Origin of the sequence: Streptomyces sp. NPDC085946, from assembly GCF_044540485.1 — a bacterium.
Classification (GTDB): Bacteria; Actinomycetota; Actinomycetes; order Streptomycetales; family Streptomycetaceae; genus Streptomyces.
This window is the reverse complement of record NZ_JBITSF010000022.1, coordinates 38,054-55,648: the sequence shown is the minus strand read 5'-3', so window position 1 is coordinate 55,648 and position 17,595 is coordinate 38,054. Positions and strand designations below refer to the sequence as shown.

Annotated in this window: 13 protein-coding genes; 7 read left to right on the top strand and 6 right to left on the bottom strand. The window is 75.4% G+C overall.

Going from position 1 to position 17,595, the window contains the following annotated elements:
• Window positions 1-49: 49 nt before the first annotated feature.
• The 5 genes from ACIF8T_RS32245 to ACIF8T_RS32225 are packed head-to-tail and all read right to left on the bottom strand — an operon-like array spanning window position 50 to window position 7,130.
• Window positions 50-1,324: a glutamate-5-semialdehyde dehydrogenase gene (locus ACIF8T_RS32245; RefSeq protein ID WP_400039932.1), complete on the bottom strand. Its 1,275-nt coding sequence runs from the start codon at window positions 1,322-1,324 to the stop codon at window positions 50-52.
• Window positions 1,325-1,330: 6 nt separating this feature from the next.
• Window positions 1,331-2,116, bottom strand: coding sequence for an SDR family NAD(P)-dependent oxidoreductase (locus ACIF8T_RS32240; protein WP_400039930.1), 786 nt, complete (start codon window positions 2,114-2,116; stop codon window positions 1,331-1,333).
• Window positions 2,113-3,636 (bottom strand): amino acid adenylation domain-containing protein, encoded by a 1,524-nt coding sequence (locus tag ACIF8T_RS32235; protein ID WP_400039929.1) that lies wholly within the window; start codon window positions 3,634-3,636, stop codon window positions 2,113-2,115. Before ACIF8T_RS32235 ends, ACIF8T_RS32240 begins: the two co-directional genes overlap by 4 nt.
• 21 nt (window positions 3,637-3,657) lie before the next feature.
• A complete protein-coding gene (locus tag ACIF8T_RS32230; RefSeq protein ID WP_400039927.1) occupies window positions 3,658-6,897 on the bottom strand; it encodes an amino acid adenylation domain-containing protein in 3,240 nt (1,079 codons plus the stop codon).
• Complete coding sequence (locus ACIF8T_RS32225) at window positions 6,894-7,130, bottom strand: acyl carrier protein (protein WP_400039925.1); 237 nt, start codon at window positions 7,128-7,130, stop codon at window positions 6,894-6,896. The genes ACIF8T_RS32230 and ACIF8T_RS32225 overlap by 4 nt, the downstream gene beginning before the upstream one ends.
• Window positions 7,131-7,471: 341 nt before the next feature.
• Between ACIF8T_RS32225 and ACIF8T_RS32220 the strand changes: the two genes are divergently transcribed.
• Genes ACIF8T_RS32220 through ACIF8T_RS32205 form a run of 4 tightly spaced genes read left to right on the top strand, consistent with a single transcriptional unit; the run spans window position 7,472 to window position 12,174 of the window.
• Window positions 7,472-9,022, top strand: coding sequence for an AMP-binding protein (locus ACIF8T_RS32220; protein ID WP_400039924.1), 1,551 nt, complete (start codon window positions 7,472-7,474; stop codon window positions 9,020-9,022).
• Window positions 9,019-10,269 carry a type III PLP-dependent enzyme gene (locus tag ACIF8T_RS32215; protein WP_400039922.1) on the top strand — a complete coding sequence of 417 codons (1,251 nt, stop codon included), beginning with the start codon at window positions 9,019-9,021 and terminating at the stop codon, window positions 10,267-10,269. Before ACIF8T_RS32220 ends, ACIF8T_RS32215 begins: the two co-directional genes overlap by 4 nt.
• Window positions 10,262-10,798: a cobalamin B12-binding domain-containing protein gene (locus tag ACIF8T_RS32210; protein ID WP_400039920.1), complete on the top strand. Its 537-nt coding sequence runs from the start codon at window positions 10,262-10,264 to the stop codon at window positions 10,796-10,798. The genes ACIF8T_RS32215 and ACIF8T_RS32210 overlap by 8 nt, the downstream gene beginning before the upstream one ends.
• Window positions 10,795-12,174, top strand: coding sequence for a methylaspartate mutase (locus ACIF8T_RS32205; RefSeq protein WP_400039918.1), 1,380 nt, complete (start codon window positions 10,795-10,797; stop codon window positions 12,172-12,174). The genes ACIF8T_RS32210 and ACIF8T_RS32205 overlap by 4 nt, the downstream gene beginning before the upstream one ends.
• A gap of 447 nt (window positions 12,175-12,621) precedes the next feature.
• Here ACIF8T_RS32205 and ACIF8T_RS32200 read toward each other — a convergent pair whose 3' ends face one another.
• Window positions 12,622-13,404, bottom strand: coding sequence for a class I SAM-dependent methyltransferase (locus ACIF8T_RS32200; protein WP_400039917.1), 783 nt, complete (start codon window positions 13,402-13,404; stop codon window positions 12,622-12,624).
• 172 nt (window positions 13,405-13,576) lie between these two features.
• On the opposite strand from ACIF8T_RS32200, the gene ACIF8T_RS32195 reads away from it, so the two are divergent.
• Genes ACIF8T_RS32195 through ACIF8T_RS32185 form a run of 3 tightly spaced genes read left to right on the top strand, consistent with a single transcriptional unit; the run spans window position 13,577 to window position 17,416 of the window.
• Entirely contained in the window at window positions 13,577-15,901 is a 2,325-nt protein-coding gene (locus ACIF8T_RS32195; protein WP_400039915.1) for an FHA domain-containing protein, read from the top strand.
• Between the two features lie 5 nt (window positions 15,902-15,906).
• Window positions 15,907-16,488 carry a hypothetical protein gene (locus tag ACIF8T_RS32190; protein ID WP_400039913.1) on the top strand — a complete coding sequence of 194 codons (582 nt, stop codon included), beginning with the start codon at window positions 15,907-15,909 and terminating at the stop codon, window positions 16,486-16,488.
• Window positions 16,481-17,416, top strand: coding sequence for a serine/threonine-protein kinase (locus tag ACIF8T_RS32185; RefSeq protein ID WP_400039912.1), 936 nt, complete (start codon window positions 16,481-16,483; stop codon window positions 17,414-17,416). The genes ACIF8T_RS32190 and ACIF8T_RS32185 overlap by 8 nt, the downstream gene beginning before the upstream one ends.
• Window positions 17,417-17,595: the final 179 nt, after the last annotated feature.

The window sequence follows — 17,595 nt, the reverse complement described above, 5'->3', positions numbered from 1 at the left end:
GGTGCGCGGGCCGGATGGAGGAGGGATGCGCCGGAGAGCGGCGCGGCGGTCAGGTGCGCAGGGCGCCGCGGGCCTGCACCACCCACTGGGTGGTCAGCAGCGAGCCGAGGGCGACCGGGCCGCGCACGTGCAGCCGGCCGGTGGAGATGGACAGTTCGGGGCCCAGACCCATGGTCGGACCGTCGTGCAGGCGCAGGGAGCCGTTGACGACCAGCGCGGCGGCGTCCACCGCGCCGGTGTAGGCCGCCACGGCCGCCTCGTCGGCGGCGACGATGCCCTCGGTGTGCCCGGAGCCGTGGCGGCGCACGTGGGCCACCGCCGCGTCCAGGCCGTCGACGACGTGGACGCCGATCGCGGGCTCCAGCACCTCGCGGCCGAAGTCGTGCTCGGCCAGCGGCTCCTCGCGCAGGCCGTCGGCGGCCGCGCCCTCCGGGTCGGGCAGGGGCGGCAGGGCCGGATCGGTGCGCAGCGTCACCGGCCCCTCCCAGCGCCGGGCCGCCTCGCGCAGGCGTGCCGTGAACTCCTCGGCCACGGCGCGCTCGACCAGGACCAGTTCCAGGGCGTTGCAGGCGGTCGGCTCGGTCATCTTGCTGTTGAGGGCGATCGACGCGGCCAGCGGCAGGTCGGCGCTGGCATGCACGAACAGGTGGTTGACGCCGCCGCCGCTGGCGATGACCGGCAGGGTGCTCGCGGTGCGGCAGTAGTCGACCAGCGACGGCCCGCCCCGCGGGACGAGGACGTCCACCACGTCCGGCCGGGCCAGGAGCCAGCGCAGCTGGGAGCGGTCCGGGTCGTCCAGCACCGTGGCCAGCGCCCCGGGCAGCCCGGCCTGCGCGCAGGCGGCGCGGATCGCCTCGCCCAGCTCGGCGTTGGTCGCCGCGATCTCCTTGCCGCCGCGCAGCAGCACGGCGTTGCCGGTGGCGACGCACAGCAGGGCGCCCTCGACGGTGGCCGTCGGCCGGGCCTCGTACACCATGAGGACGACGCCGAGGGGCTTGCGCACCTGCCGGCGGCTGCCCCAGGTGCCGATCGGGCTCTCCGGGCCCGGGGCGGTGACGTGCGGCAGCGCCTCGTGCACCTGCTCGGTCAGCCGGACCGCCACCTCCAGGTGGGCGTCGCGCAGACGCAGCCGGTCCACCAGCACGGGCGGCAGGCCGCGGCGCTCGGCGGCGGCGACGTCCTCCTCGTTGGCCTTGCGGATCCGCGGCCAGCGGGCGCGCAGCTGCTCCGCCAGGCGCAGGCAGTACTCCTGATAGGCCGGGGCACCCACGGGGGGCGCCTGCACACGGGCCTCGCGTGCCGCTCGGGCGACTTCTTCGATCATGACTCCCTACCACATGAATTGGCCGCCGTCGACGATCAGCTTCTGCCCGGTGACGTACGAACTGCGGGAGTCCACGAGGAACTCCAGGGCGTCGGCGATCTCGGCGGTGGAGGCGATTCGTCCTTGCGGGATCTGGCGCAGCACGGCTTCGCGCGCCGCGTCGTCGTCCAGGCGGAACCGGGTGACGACCTCGTCGGTCCAGGTGAAGCCGGGGATGAGGCAGTTGACCCGGACCTTCGGCGCCAGTTCCAGGGCCAGGCACTTGGTGAGGTGCAGCAGGGCCGCCTTGGCGGCGCAGTAGGCGGCCCCGTCCGTGCGGGGGCGCAGGCCGGTCGTCGCGCCGATGTTGACGACGCTGCCGCCGGTCTCGTCCAGCATGTGCGGGGCGCACGCGTGGGTGAGGTTCAGGGCGCCGAAGAGGCTGGTGCCGATCACCGTGTGCCACTCGGCGGGGGTGCTCTGCAGGAAGGGCTTGTCGATGTTGACGCCCGCGTTGTTGACCACGACCCTCGGCGGACCGTACCGCTGCACGGCGTCCGACACGGCGGCGGCCACGGCACCGGGGTCGGTGACGTCGGCGCGGACGGCCCGGACGGCGGGGCCGAGGTCGTCCTCGGTGGCGCGGGCGGCCTTCTCGTCGGAGACGTACAGGGCGACCACCCGGTGGCCGCGGCGGGCCAGGCGCTCGGACAGGGCGCGTCCGATGCCCCGGGTGCCGCCGCTGACCAGGGCCAGGGAGCCGGCCCCGGCCGGGGAGGCGTCGGCCGGGGCCGCCGTGGTGGCGGTGCTCATGCTCCCCCCGTCCCCGCCAGCACCTTCGCCCGGTCGACCTTGCCGGTCGCGCCGAGCGGCAACTCGTCCAGGACCCTGATCACTTCGGGGACCATGTAGGCGGGCAGCCGTTCGCGCAGCTCCTGCCGCACCCGGGCGGTGAAGACGTCCGCCGGCACCGCACGGTCCTCCGGCACGACGTGCGCCTCCAGCCGGTCCCGGCCGCCGGGGCCCTTGCCGACGCCGACCACCGCGCCGCGCACCCGCCCGAGGCCGCGCAGCACCACCTCGACCTCCTCCGGCTCGATCCGGAAGCCACGGATCTTCACCTGCCGGTCCACCCGCCCCACGAACACCAGGTCCTCGCCGTTCCGGGAGACCAGGTCACCCGTGCGGTACCACACGCCCTCGCGTCCCGGGAGCCGCACGAAACGCTCCGCCGTCAGGTCCGGGCGGTTGAGGTAGCCGCGCGCCACGCACCTGCCGCCCAGGTACAGCTCGCCGCCGGTGCCCGGGGGCACCTCACGGCCCTCGGCGTCCAGCACCACCGCCTCGTGACCCGGCACGCAGGTGCCGATGGGCACCTGGTCGCCGCCGTCCCAGCCCTGCCGGATCCAGTAGCGGGTGGCGGCGATCACCGCCTCGGTGGGGCCGTAGCCGTTGCACAGCGGCACATGACCCAGCGGCCCGGCCGCCCACCGCCGCACCACGGCCGCGCTGGGCGCCTCCCCGCCGAAGAAGACGGCGCGCAGCCCGCTCAGCAGCTCCACGTCACGCGCCGTCAGCTCCTCGCCGAAGAACGTCTCGAAGTAGGCGGTGGTGCAGCCCACGTAGGTGACACCGTGCTCGGCGACCCGGGCGAACAGCTGCGGACCGGTCCACAGCGCGGAACCGCGCAGCAGCACGGTGCCCCCGGCCACCAGCCCCGCCCACATCTCCATGACGGTGGCGTCGAAGGCGGGCGCCGAGAAGGAGAGCAGCACGTCGTCGTCGGTGAGGCCGTACGCCTCCACCGCGCCGGCCAGGTGTGCCGCCAGCGCCCCGTGGTCCACGCACACGCCCTTCGGGGCGCCCGTCGAACCGGAGGTGTAGATCACGTACGCCTGGTCGTCGGGGCCGGGCCGGCCGGGCAGCGCACCGTCGTCCGGCGTGCCGGACGCGGTCGCCCCGGCCACGGAGAGGACCGGGACCCCGTGCAGCCGGTCCGGGGCGGCGGACCCGCCGGTGGCGAGGACCAGCGGTGCGCCGGTGTCCGCGAGCACGTGCCGCTGCCGTTCCTCGGGCCACGCCGGGTCCAGCGGCGTCCAGGACGCCCCGGCCAGCCAGCAGCCGAGGACGGCGGTCATGAAGTGCTCGTCGCCCGGGCCCAGCACCCCCACCACCGAGCCCCGGGCCTGGCCCCGCGCGGCCAGCGCCCGCGCCACGGCCCGCGCGCCGTCCCACAGCCCGCGGTAGCTGAGCCGGGCGCCGGCGCAGATCACCGCCGTGCGGTCCGGGGTGCGCCGGACCCGCTCCTCGATCGCGTCCAGGGTCGTCGTCATGTCCGTCCTTCCCGCCATCGCTCAGGCACCCCCGTCCACGTGGGCGGCGAGCGCCCGGACGGTCGGCCGCCGGAAGAAGTCACCGACCGTCGGGGGCCGGTCCGTGGTCTCGCGCAGCGCCGCGATCAGCTTCAGCACGTCGAAGGAGTTGCCGCCCAGGGCGAAGAAGGACTCGTCGGGGCCGCTCGGCGCGCTGCCGAGCAGCGTCGCCCACAGGTCGCGGATCATCCGCTCGGTCCCGGTCGGCTCCCAGCCGGACGCGGCCCCGTCCGGCCGGGCGGCCCGCAGCCGGCCCGCCTGGAGCGCGGTCGTCAGGGCGGTGCGGTCGACCTTGCCGTTCGGCGTCAGCGGCACCGCGTCGATCAGCCGCACGTGCCGCGGGAGCATGTAGGAGGGCAGGATCCGCTCCAGGTGGGCCCGGACGTCCGGCTCCTGGGGCTGTGCCTGGCCGGCCGGCCGCAGGAACAGGCACAGGGCGGCCTGTTCGCCGGTGCCGGTCACCGCCGCCACCGCCTCGCCCACCTCGGGCAGGCGCTCCGCCGCGGACTCCAGCTCGCCCAGCTCCACCCGGTGCCCGCGCACCTTGACCTGCGCGTCCCGGCGGCCGAGGAACACCAGGGCACCGTCCTCCGTGAGCAGGGCCAGGTCGCCGGTGCGGTAGACACGGGCGCCGGACCCGGACGGCGCGTCCGGCGCGGGCAGGAACGCCGCCGCGGTGCGCTCGGGGTCGTTGACGTAGCCCACCGCCGGGCACACGCCGCCCAGGTAGAGCTCGCCCACCGCGCCCGGCGGCACGTCGCGGCCGTCGGGGGTGAGCAGGTGGGCGTCCACGCCCGGCACCGGGCGGCCCACGGGGACGTGGTCGTGGGCGGGCAGGTCGTCGCCGCGCACCACGTGCCAGGTGACCGCGGTCGTCTCGGTCGGGCCGTAGAGGTTGACCAGCTCGCGTCCGGTGTCCCGCGCCAGCAGCCGCCGCAGCCGCTCGTCCAGGTTCAGCTGCTCCCCGGAGACGCAGACGTGGCGCACGGTGGGCAGGGTCAGCCCGGCCTCCTCGACCGCGCCGGCGAACGCGCCGGCCACCGCGACCGGCAGGTAGACGTGGGTCAGCTCCTCCCGCTCGGCGAGCCGGGCCACGGCCGTCAGGTCCCTGCGGTCCAGCGCGCCGAGTCCGACCACCGTCCCGCCGCAGGCGAGGGTCGGGAAGATCTCCTGGTAGGAGACGTCGAAGCCGAGGGGCGCGTACTGCAGGAACCGGCTGCCCGGGCCCATCCGCAGCTCGCGCAGCTGCCAGTGCAGCAGGTTCACCAGGGGACCCTGCCCCATGTGCACGCCCTTGGGACGGCCGGTCGAGCCGGAGGTGAACATGATGTACACGGGGTCCGTGCCGTCCGCCGCGTCCGGCGCCTGCGCCGTGCCGGCCTCGGCCTCCAGCTGCGCCGGGGTGGCGCGCGGCGGCCCGTCCGGCACCGCGTCCCGGTCGCCGACCGTGAAGCGGCACCCGGACTGCTCGATCATGTAGGCCAGCCGTTCGGCGGGCAGCGAGGTGTCCAGCGGCAGGTAAGCCGCACCGCGCCACAGCACGGCGAGCATCGCCACCACCGTCTCCACCAGGTCGCCCGGGACGACCGCCACGGTGTCGCCGCGGCCCACACCGCGCCCGGCGAGCCCGGTGGCGGCCCGCTCGGTGCGCCGCATCAGCTCCGCGTAGGTCACCTCGGCACCGCCCGGCTGCCGCACGGCGACGGCGCCGGGGTGGCGGTGCGCGGCCTCGCGCACCAGGCCGAGCAGACCGCCCGGCGCGTCGGTCCGCCCGTCGGCGCCCCGCCGCAGGGCGCGGGCGATCGTGCCGCGCCGCGCGCTCAGCCCGGCCAGCAGGCTCCCGGTACCGGCCGACGGCGTCTCGACGGCGCGCAGCAGCAGCTCCCGGTACTCGGCCAGGAAGCGCTGCGCGTAGGACGCGGGCAGCAGATCCCGGTCGTAGTCCAGCTCGATCCGCAGGCCGTCCTCGACCGCCGTGGCGCCCAGCCAGAGGTCGAACTTGGCCGAGCCGTTCTCCAGGATCTCGACCCGCCCCTCGATCCACGGCATCAGCGCCACCCGGGTGCGCAGCTCGTCCTGCATGGCGAACATGCACTGGAAGACCGGGTTGCGGTTGCCGGAGCGCTCCGGGGCCAGTCGCGTCACCAGGGCGTCGAACGGCACCGACTGCCGGGCACGGGTCTCGCGCACCGTCGTGGACACCTCACGGCAGTGCACCCGGAACGGCACGTCGCGGGCGGGCAGCGCCATGGGAAGGGTGTTGACGAAGAACCCGCACAACTGGTGCGAGGCCACCGTGCGCCGGGTGGCGAACGGGCTGCCCACCAGGACGTCCCCGGTGCCGGCGTAGTCGCCGAGCAGCAGCGCGTAGCAGGCCAGCAGCAGCTCGTACGGCGTGGTGCCGAGGTCCCGGGCCGCCCGTTCGACGCGCGTCCGCTCCGGCCGGTCGAGCAGCACGCGCAGCCGCTCGGCCCGGTGGGCGGTGTCCTGCGGCCGGCCGGGCACCGGGTACAGCGTGGTGGGGGCCACGCCGGCCAGCGGTCCGACGAGCGCGTCGGCCTCCCCGGCCGCCACCGCCGCCCGCGCCGCCGCGCACTGCGCCGCGAGCTCCGCGCGCAGTGCGCCCTCGCGGGCCCGGGCCAGCACCGCCGGGTCCTCGTCGCCGTCGGCGGCCGCACGGCCCAGGGCCTGCCGGTACCCGGTGATGATCTCGTCGACGAGGACCCGTACCGACACCCCGTCGCTGACGGTGTGGTGCACCGTCGCCAGCAGGGCCGACCGGGCGGGCGCGCCCGGCGCGGACGTCAGCAGCCGGAACCGGCACAGCGGGGCCCGGGACAGGTCCAGCGGCAGCCGCACGAACTCTTCGGTCCGCTCCTCCAGCCAGGTCTCCCACGGCACCGCGCCGCCGTCGTGCCCGACGACCTCCCAGGGCAGCGCGACCGCCCGCGCGATGCGGGCGCCGGGGCCGTCCGGGCCGGCGTGGAACTCGGTGCGCAGCGCCGGCTGCACCAGCACCAGCCGCTCCAGGGCGGCCCGCATGGCGTCGGCGTCCGGCGTTCCGTCGAAGACGACGCGGAAGCTGTTGTTGTACAGGTCCTTGCGGGCGGCGGCCTCCTGGATGAACAGCAGGCTGCGCTGGGAGTCGGTCAGGGGGAGCGCGTCCCCGTCCCCGTCGGGGCGCGTCGCGGGCGTCTGCCGGGACAGGTCGAGGGCGGTCACGGGCGCGGCCCGCCGTTCCACCGGCCGACGAACTCCGTCAGGTCGCCGACGGTGACGAGCCGTGCCAGCTCGTGCGGCTCGATCTCCTGCGTCTCGTCCGCCGCCAGGTCGGTGATGATGCGCAGCAGCAACAGGGAGTCGACACCCAGGGCCGTCAACTCGCTGGTCTCGCTCATCGGCTGGTCTCCGACCCGGCGGGTGATGCAGGCCAGGACGTCTTCGGTGGTCGTCATACGGAGCAACCGCCCTTTCTGCGGGATTCGGCGTCGGTGACCAGCACACCAGCCCGTCCTAACGATCCGGTTGTCGTCGGCTACCGGGCCGGCCGGACGCGGCCGCCGACGTGCGTCGCTAGTGATCCGGTAGCCGCCGGTGAGCCGAACGTCAGGAGCCGGTGGTGTTCTTGGTGCGCACCCCAGGGGCGGTTCCGCGGCCCGCGGCACGCACCCGGCCCGTACGGCCGCACGCCGCGCCGGCCCGGCCGGAGCGCACGGACCCGGCCGCGTCCGCCCCCGCCCCCGCCCACAGGCCCGCCGGGCCGGAGAACCCGGGCCGGAGAACGGAGAGCGGAGCATTGGCAACCCCACAGGACCTGATCGAACGACACGCCGTACCCCCGGCGGCCGGCGGCCGGACGGTGCACGGCCTTCTGGACGAGGCCGTGGCCGAGACCCCGCACCGCCCGGCCGTACGGGACGCGACCGGCGCCTGGACCTACGCCCAACTGGCCGACCGGGCCGCACGGCTGACCGCATGGCTGGCGGCCCGTGGCGTGGGCCGCGGCGACCGCGTCCTGCTCCAGCTGCCCACCGGCCGGCCGCTGGCGGCCCTCTTCTACGCCACGGTGCGGCGCGGGGCCGTCTTCGTGCCGGTGCACCCGGCCATGAAGCCGTTCCACCTGCGGTCCGTCGTCGCCGACGCCGATCCCGCCCTCGTCCTGACCGACACCGAGGGCGTCCACCGCCTGCGCCCCCTCACCGGCGCCCCCGTCCACGACATCGCCGACGTCCTCGCCGAGACCGCGGCACAGGAGCCCGGTCCGGACGCGGCCGCGTCGCCGGACGTGTCCGGCGACGACCTGGCCACCCTCATCTACACCTCCGGCAGCACCGCCGCGCCCAAGGCCGTGGCCTGCCCGCACGCCGCCGTGGTGTTCGCCTCCACCGCGCTGGTCCGGGCCCTGGACTACCGCTGCGACGACGTCGTGTTCTGCCGTTTCCCGATGTCCTGGGACTACGGCCTGTACAAGGTCCTGATGACCTGCATCGCCCGCTGCGAGATCGTCCTCGCCGACGGCGACTCGGACTTCACCGTGCTGCGCCGCATGCACGAGACGGGCACGACCGTGGTGCCGATCGTCCCCTCCTACGCCTCGATGATCGTCTCGCTGGCCCGGCGCCACCCCGACCAGCGGCCGCCCGTGCGGATGTTCACCAACACCGGTGCCGCCCTGCCCGCCGCCACCGCCGACGCCCTGCGCGCCCTGTTCCCCGGCGCCCGCGTGGTGCGCCAGTACGGGCAGACGGAGGCCAAACGGATCACCGTCATGCCGCCCGAGGAGGAGCACGAACGCCCGCACAGCGTCGGACGCGCCCTGCCCGGCACCCGCGTGCTGGTCTGCGGGCCCGACGGCGAGACCCTGCCGCCGGGCACCACCGGCGAGATCGTCGCCGTCGGCCCGCACGTGATGCGCGGCTACTGGCGCAACCCCGAGGCCACCGCCCGCAGCTTCCGCCCCGACCCCGACGACCCGGCCGTCACCCGGCTGCACACCGGCGACTACGGACACCTCGACGAGGACGGCTACCTCTACTTCCAGGGCCGCCGCGACGACATGTTCAAGCGCAAGGGCTTCCGCATGAGCACCGTGGAGATCGAGACCGCCGCCCTGGACATCCCCGGCGTGCGGGCCGCCGCCGCGCTCCCCCCGGACGACCGTCACGACCTGACCCTGTTCGTGGAGAGCGACCTCGACGAGCGCACCGTCGTACGGGAACTGATGGAGCGTCTGGAGACCGCGAAGATGCCCGCCCGGTGCCGGGTCCTGGCCGAGTTCCCGCTCACCCTGCACGGCAAGAACGCCCGGCGGGAACTGGCCGCCCTGATCGACGGAGAACGCCCGTGACCGTCAGCCCCCACCACCGCGACCTCGCCGAGCGGTACGGCACCCCGCTGTACGTCTACGACCTGGCCCGGGTGCGCGCCGCCCGCCGCGACCTGTTCGGCTTCCTGCCGGAGGGCGTGGAGGTCTACTACGCCTTCAAGGCCAACCCCCACCCCGACCTGGTCCGTGCGCTGCGCACCGGTGACGGGCCCGCCTGCAAGGCGGAGATCAGCTCCACCGGCGAACTGGCCGCCGCCCTGGAGGCCGGCTACCCGGGCGCGGACATCCTCTACACCGGCCCCGGCAAGACGCCGGGCGAACTCGACGAGGCCGTCCGCAACGGCGTCGGCCTGTTCTCCGCGGAGTCCCTCACCGACCTGGAGCACATCGGCCGCGCCGCCCGCGCCCACGGCACCACCGCCGGCTGCCTGCTGCGCATCAACAGCGCGACGGCGAGCGCCGCCAGCGGGGTGCGCATGACCGGCAAGCCCACCCAGTTCGGCATCGACGCCGAGACCGTCCCCGAGACCGCCGCCGCGCTGATCTCCGTGCCCGGCACCTCCGTCGAAGGGCTGCACCTGTTCTCGCAGAGCAACGCCCGCGACGAGGAGAGCCTGCTGGCGGAGTTCCGGCACACGCTGGAGACCGCCGCCCGCATCCAGGACGAACTGGGGGTGCGGCTGCGCGTCCTGGACATCGGCGGGGGCTTCTCCGTGCCCTACGGCCGGACCGGCGACCGCGCCGCCTACCCCAAGCTGCGCGGCGAACTCGCCGCCGCCCTGGACGTGTTCTTCCCCGACTGGCGCCGGGGCCTGCCGCGGATCGCCGTGGAGTCCGGCCGCTACCTCGTCGGCGACAGCGGCCACCTCGTCACCGCGGTGAGCAACCTCAAGACCGGGCGCGGCCACACCTTCGCCGTCCTGGACGCGGGCATCAACGTGTTCGGCGGCATGTCCGGGCTGGGCCGCATCCTGCCCGTCTCCGTCGAGGTCCCCGCGGACGAGGACGGCCGGCAGGTCACCCTGGCCGGCCCGCTGTGCACCCCGGGCGACGTCCTGGGCCGCAACGTCACGGTCCCTGCCGGCCTGGCGCCCGGCGACCTCCTCGCCGTGCCCAACACCGGCGCCTACGGCCCCACCGCCAGCCTGCTGATGTTCCTCGGCCGGCCCAGCCCGGTGGAGGTCGTCACCGACGGCGAGGACACCGTCTCCGTCACCCGCATCGAACGCACCAGGGTCCCGCACGGCACGGAGCGCACACATGGCTGACCTGTCCCGGCCGGCCGGCACCGCCCCCGACCGCGCCCGGCCCACGGTCGTCGTCACCACCGTGGCCTCCGACTCCCACACCTGGAACCTGGTGTTCCTGCAGTTGCTGCTGGAGGAACTCGGCTACCACGTCGTCAACCTCGGCCCGTGCGTCCCCGACGACCTGCTGGTGCGCCACTGCCGGGAGATCCGCCCGGCCGCCGTGATCATCAGCAGCGTCAACGGCCACGGCGCCCAGGACGGGCTGCGCGTCATCCGCGCGCTGCGCGACGACGAACTGACCGCCGCCCTGCCCGTCGCCATCGGCGGCAAACTCGGCGTGGACGGCGGTGCCACCTCCCACGCCGAGCGGCTCCTGGCCGCCGGGTTCGACGCCGTCTTCGAGGACGGCACCGACACCCTGGCCGCCTTCCGCCGCTTCCTGGACGACCTGGGCACCGGACCGGACCGTGCCCTGGGCGCCCGCCCGCGGCACGCCCGCGCCGGGCAGGCGCGCCACACCGGCGAGCAGATGGGCGTCCTCGCGTGACGCCGCCCGCGCCGGGCAACGCGCCGGACCGCCGACCGGGTCCCGCCGCCGGACCCGCCCCGGCCGGTCCGGCCCCGCGCGGCTTCGGTGACTTCGTCCGTGCCCGGGGCGGCGACGGCCGTCTGGTGGTCCAGCCCCGGATGGGCTTCAGCGACCCGGCCGCCATGCGCGCCGGTCTGGCCGCCACCCGGGCCGCCGCCGCCCGGACCGTCGGCACCATCACCCTGGACTCCCACACCCGCGTCGGCCACCTCGACGCCGCCGCGGCCGCGCTGCGCGCCGGCACCCCCCTCAACGGCTATCCGGTCGTCACCCACCCCCCGGCCACCACCGCGCAGGTCCTGCACGGCATCCAGGGCCCCCGCTTCCCCGTCCAGGTCCGGCACGGCTCCGCCCGCCCGGTCGGCATCTTCCGGGCCCTGACCGCCCTCGGCCTGGACGCCAGTGAGGGAGGCCCCGTCTCCTACTGCCTGCCCTACGGCAGGACCCCCCTGGCCGAGTCCGTCACCCAGTGGGCCACCGCCTGCGAACTGTTCGCCTCGCTGCGGGAGACCGGCCGCGAACCCCACCTGGAGACCTTCGGCGGCTGCATGCTCGGCCAGCTGTGCCCGCCGAGCCTGCTGGTGGCCATCAGCGTGCTGGAGGCGCTCTTCTTCCTCCGGCACGGCGTGCGCAGCCTGTCGGTCAGCTACGCCCAGCAGAGCTCCCCGGAACAGGACGCCGAGGCCGTCGCGGCACTGCGCCGCCTGTGCGCGGACCTCCTGCCGACCGACGACTGGCACGTGGTCCTCTACACCTACATGGGGGTCTTCCCGGAGACCGAGCAGGGCGCCCGGCGGCTGCTGGCGAGCTCCGCCGAACTCGCCGTGCGGACGGGAGCGGAACGGCTCATCGTCAAGACGGTCGCCGAAGCACGGCGCATCCCCACCGTCCAGGAGAACGTCGACGCCCTCGAACTGGCTGCGGCCACCGCGCGCACCGCCGGGCGGACCGCACCGGTCCCGCCGCCCCACCCCGCCGACAACCCCACCTACCAGGAGGCCGCCGCCCTCGTCCACGCCGTCCTCGACCTGCACCCCGATCTCTCCCAGGCCCTGCTCCACGCCTTCCGCCGCGGCTACCTCGACATCCCGTACTGCCTCCACCCCGACAACCAGGGCCTGACCCGCAGCTACATCGACCCGGCCGGACGGCTGTGCTGGGCCGCCACCGGCAACCTGCCCATCGCCCACCTGGTACGTCCCCGCGGCGGCACCCGTCTCACCTCCGCCACCCTGCTCGCCGACCTCACCTACGTCCGCAACCGCTTCGACGGTCTCCCGGCCCGCGGCGTCGCCTCCCGCGCGGCGCCCGCCGGCCTGGGGCCCGCCCGGTGAGCGGCTCCGTCCCGTGGGGGACCGCGAGGAGAACCCGGTGACTCCGGGCAACGGCCTGCCGGAGCCGGTCGGCGCGCGCCGGCCGGAGCCGAGGACGTCCGGCAGCGAGCGCCTCCGCCGCGTCCCCTGCCACCGGACCGGTGCCGCGCGCGTTGACGTGGCCGGCCTCCGCCGGCCCTGGCTCCGCGCGTCCCGGCGCCGCCCGCAGGCCGCCGCCTGTCCCGGCGGACCGGGCGCGGTCCCGCGGCGGCCGTCGAGCCGCCGGCCGTGTCCGGCGACCCGGACCGGCGTCCGTGCCCCCGGGCGTGGCGTTCCGCGTCCACGCCCGTCCGCCGGTGCGCACCGCCGAGGACGTGCCGCGCGAGACCGGCCCGTCCGCCGCGGACGCGGTCAGGACGCCGGTGTCCGCCGCCGACGACCGGGCCCTCCCGGCGGTCCTCCCCGGCCTCACTCCTCGCGCCGCCCGACCCGCAGGACGCTCAGGTGACGGCGCGGTGCCCGGTCGCCCATCCGTGTGCGGATGCGCTCCGCGACGGCGTCGAGCAAGGGCTCGCGCACCCCGCGGTCGAGCCTCCGGTACAGCGAGGTCGAGCGAAGGAGATCGGCGAAGCCGTTCCCGTCGAACCACTGAACGGTCGGATACCAGCGCACGATCGGCGGGCCGAACAAGCCACCGGGGCCTTCGACCGGTCCCCAGCCCCCGTCGGTGGCGCGTACCTCGTCCTCCAGCGGCGGATGGCCCCAGCCGGGGTTGCCCGGGCAGAACCGCTCGTGCAGGTCGGCGGTCCCGGCGTAGACCTCGGGCTCTCCCGGGCGGCGGACGACGACGTGGCCGAGCAGTGCCGTCCAGCCTCCGGGGGACAGCACGTCGTGCGCTCGCCGCCAGCCGACCGACGGGTCGACCCAGTGCCACGACGACGCGGCCACCAGGGCATCGAAGCGTCGGCCGTGGTCCTCCCACTCCTCGAACGCGGACGTCTCGACCTCGACGTCGCGGAAGGCGGCGGTGCGCAGGCGAGCGAGGGCGGCCATGCCCGGGCCCGGTTCGACGGCGGTCACCGAGCAGCCGAGCAGGGCCAGCGAGCGCGTCGCCTGACCGGTCCCGCACCCCACTTCCAGCACCGACGACCCTTCGCCGACACCGGTGACGGCGCGAAGGTCCGCGAACAGCTCGTCGAACACGAGGCCGGGGCCGTGTCCCTCCGGACGTGCACTCGGTTCGTCGGTCACGACCGCACAAGCTATGCGGTCCGTGCGGCGGGACGCCACCGGTTCGGCCGGGCCGCGCCACCCGCCGGCCGGTGCCCGGACCGACCGGCGCGCGCCTCCCGGGGCCCGAGCACGTCCCGTTCCCCGTCGGTCCGGCCGGGCACACGTCCGGGCCAATCGTTAGAATCCAGACATGGCGGAACGGCCGTCCGTGCCGACTGCGCCCGCGCTCGTCCTCGAGACCGAGACGGGCTCCACGGTGTTGCGTCCCGGTCGTGAGTACCACGTGGGACGTGACCCGTCGAGCGACATCGTCCTGGACGACGACCGGGTCTCGTGGCACCACGCGGTGCTGCGGCCCGCGGACGACCACTGGACGGTCGAGGACGAGGACAGCACCAACGGCACGTACGCCGACGGCCACCGCGTCCGGGCCGGGGACGTGGGGCCCGGCAGCGTCATACGCTTCGGCAGCCCCCACGACGGACCCCGCGCCGTCCTCACCGACCAGGACGGGGAGCGGCCCTCCGCCGTCCTGCATCCGGACGCCACCCACACCTTCCGCCGGCCGACCAGTGTGCGCCCGCTGCCCGCACGCACCGTCCGCATCGGCCGCGCCGCCGACAACGACCTGGTCGTCGACGACCTCCTCGTCTCCCGCCGGCACGCCGAACTGCGGGCCCACCCGGACGGCACGTACGAGATCGTCGACCTCGGCAGCCACAACGGCACGTTCCTCAACGGCCTGCCCGTGGAGCAGGCCCCGGTCACGGCGGGTGACATCGTCGGCATCGGCCACTCGGCGTTCAGCCTCGTCGGCCACCGGCTGCAGGAGTACGTCGACACCGGTGAGGTCTCCCTCGACGTCCAGGAACTCACCGCCGTCGTCGACCGGGGCCGCAGGACGCTGCTCGACAAGGTCACCTTTCCCGTGGGGGAGAAGTGCCTCCTCGCCGTCGTCGGCCCCAGCGGCGCCGGGAAGTCCACCCTCCTCAACGCCCTGACCGGTCAGCGCCCCGCCGACTCCGGCAGGGTCCTGTACGACGGCCGCGACCTCTACCACGACTACGCCGAACTGCGCCAGCGCATCGGCCTCGTCCCGCAGGACGACATCCTGCACACCCAGCTGACCGTCCGCCGCGCCCTCGTCTACGCCGCCGAGCTGCGCTTCCCGCAGGACACCGCCAAGGCGGAGCGCGTGGCGCGGGTCGACGAGGTCATCCGCGAGCTGGGCCTGGAGCAGCACGCCGGGCAGCACGTCCACAGCCTCTCCGGCGGCCAGCGCAAGCGGGTCAGCGTGGCGCTGGAACTGCTCACCAGGCCCTCGCTGCTCTTCCTCGACGAACCGACCTCCGGACTCGACCCCGGCATGGACCGCTCGGTGATGCACATGCTGCGCGGCCTCGCCGACGACGGCCACACCGTCGTGGTGGTCACCCACAGCGTCCTCAGCCTCGACGTCTGCGACCGCCTCCTCGTCCTCGCCCCGGGCGGGCGGACCGCCTACTACGGGCCGCCGGAGGAGGCCCTCGCCTTCTTCGGGTTCGGCCAGTGGCCCGAGGCGTTCGAGGCCTTCGAGCGGGACCGTGACCGGGACTGGGCGGGGGAGTACCGCGACTCGTCCTTCCACCGCCGCTACGTCACCGCGGCGATGGAGCCGTCCCGCCCGCCCGGGGCGGAGCCGGTCGCGTTGACACCACCGCGCGAGCCGCAGAGCCGGACCGCCCAGCTCGGCACGCTGGTGCGCCGGTACGCCGCGGTGCTCGCCTCCGACCGCACCTTCCTCGCCATCATGGTCGCGCTGCCGTTCGTGATGGGCGCCATGGCCCGCGCCCTGGCCGGGGGCCGCCTCGACCGGGAGGGCGCGCTGAACGCGCTGCTCATCCTGTGCGTCGGCGCCGTGCTCACGGGCGCGGCCAACGCCGTGCGCGAACTGGTCAAGGAACGGGTGATCTACCGGCGCGAACGCGCCGTGGGCCTGTCCAGATCCGCGTACCTCCTGTCCAAGGTCGTCGTCCTCGGCACCGTCACGGTCCTGCAGGCCGTGGTGCTCACCCTGGTCGCCCTGATCGGTGTCGACCTCGGCGCGCCCGGTGGCGAGGGCGTGATCGGGCCGCCGCTCGCGGAGATCACCGCGGCCGTGGCGCTGCTCGCCTTCACCGCGATGATGTTCGGCCTGCTCATCTCCGGCCTCGTCCGCAAGGAGGAGGTGACGATGCCGCTGCTGGTGCTCCTCGCCATCGTCCAGGTGATCTTCTGCGGCGCGCTGCTGGAGGTCGACGGGGTGCCCGGTCTCGAACAACTGTCCTGGCTGGTGCCGTCGCGGTGGGCGTTCGCCGCGATGGCGTCCACCGTCGACCTCGCGCGCACCGTGCCCGGCAAGGACGACCCGTTGTTCGAGCACACCGCCGGGGTGTGGCTGCTCGACATGGGCATGCTGGTGGCGCTGTCGGTCCTGTGCGGCTGCGCGGTCCTGTTCCTGCTGCGGCGCCGCGAACCCGCCGTCATGCGGAAGTAGCCCCCATGACCGTGCCCGGATTCCGTCCCACGCACGTCGTCCCCCTGGACGGCATGCCCGCCTGGGAGGCCCCCGACCCGGCCCGGCCCACCGTCGCCCTGGACGGGCTGCTTCCGGTCCGGCTCGTCGACCGGCGCGGCGACTGGGGACAGGTGCTGTGCTCCAACGGCTGGTCGGCCTGGGTGGACAGCCGCCTCCTCGTCGCCGTGCCCCAGGACCCGCCCGCCGCGGGCTGCGCACCCGCCCCGGCGGAGGACCCCCGGCCGCCGCTGGCCCGCGCGGAGGAGGCCGTGCGCCGCTACCGCGCCGCGCTCGAGGACCTGGCGGACGGCCGCCTGGACGGCGAGTCGTTCCGCTCCCGCACCGGCGGGCTGCGCATCGGGCTCGTGGTCGACGGCGAGTGCCTGTGGCTGTACGACGCCGAAGGGGAGCGCTGGCTGTACTGCGAGGGGACCCGGCTGAGCCCGTACGCCACCACGCGGGACCCGGCGGCGGAGCCGCAGCCGACGGGGGCCGTGCGCGGAGCGGACCACGCACCGGACCACGCGCCGACCCGGGCGGTCCCGTCGGTGCCTCCCGATGAGTGAGGGCACCCCGCTCGCCGGCCGCCCGTCCGGCCTCGTCGGCCGGCGGATCGCCGGCTACCTCGTCGAGGGCGAGATCGGCCGCGGCGGCATGGCCGTCGTCTACCGGGCCAGGGACCTGCGCCTGGAGCGGACCGTCGCACTGAAGCTGCTGGCGCCCGAACTCGCCCGCAACGACACCTTCCGCCACCGCTTCACGCGCGAGTCGCGGGTGGCCGCGGCGATCGACCACCCGCACATCGTGCCGGTCTTCGAGGCCGGCGAGACGGACGGCGTCCTCTACATCGCGATGCGCTACGTCCCCGGGCGGGACCTGCGCCACCTGCTCGACCGGCAGGGACCGCTGCCGCTCGCCGCGGCGGTCCGCATCACCGCGCAGGTGGCCTCCGCGCTGGACGCGGCGCACGACCACGGGCTGGTGCACCGGGACGTCAAACCCGGCAACATCCTCGTCGCGCGGGGCACCGACAGCGACCACCCCGAGCACGTCTACCTCACCGACTTCGGCCTGACGAAGAAGTCGCTGTCGCTGAGCGGGTTCACCCGCGTCGGCCAGTTCGTCGGCACCCTCGACTACGTGGCGCCCGAGCAGATCTCCGGCAAGCCGGTCGACGGCCGCTGCGACGTCTACAGCCTCGCCTGCGTCGTCCACGAGATGCTGACGGGCCGGCCGCCCTTCCGGCGCGACGACGACATGGCGCTGCTGTGGGCCCACCAGTACGACGACCCGCCCCCGCTCGCCGGCCGGTGCCCCGGCGTCCCCGACGCCGTCGACGGCGTCCTGGCGAAGGCGCTCGCCAAGAGCCCGGACGACCGGTACGGCTCCTGCCTCGCGTTCGTGGCCGCACTGCGCGCCGCCGCGGTCCGCACACCGTCGCGGAGCGCCCCGCCGGAACCGCCCGGGTGGGCCCGCCCGGTCTTCCGCCGCTGACCGGCCACGCGGCCCTCCCCGCAGGCGCCGGGCCCGGCCGTGAAGGCGAGCCCCACCAGGTCCGGCAGCCCGAGCGACACCACCGCGGACGTGTCCGCGACGCGCCCCGGGCCGACCGCCACCGGCAGCGCGTCACCAGGCCCGGCGCGACGCACGCGAGCAGCGGCACGGCCATCGCG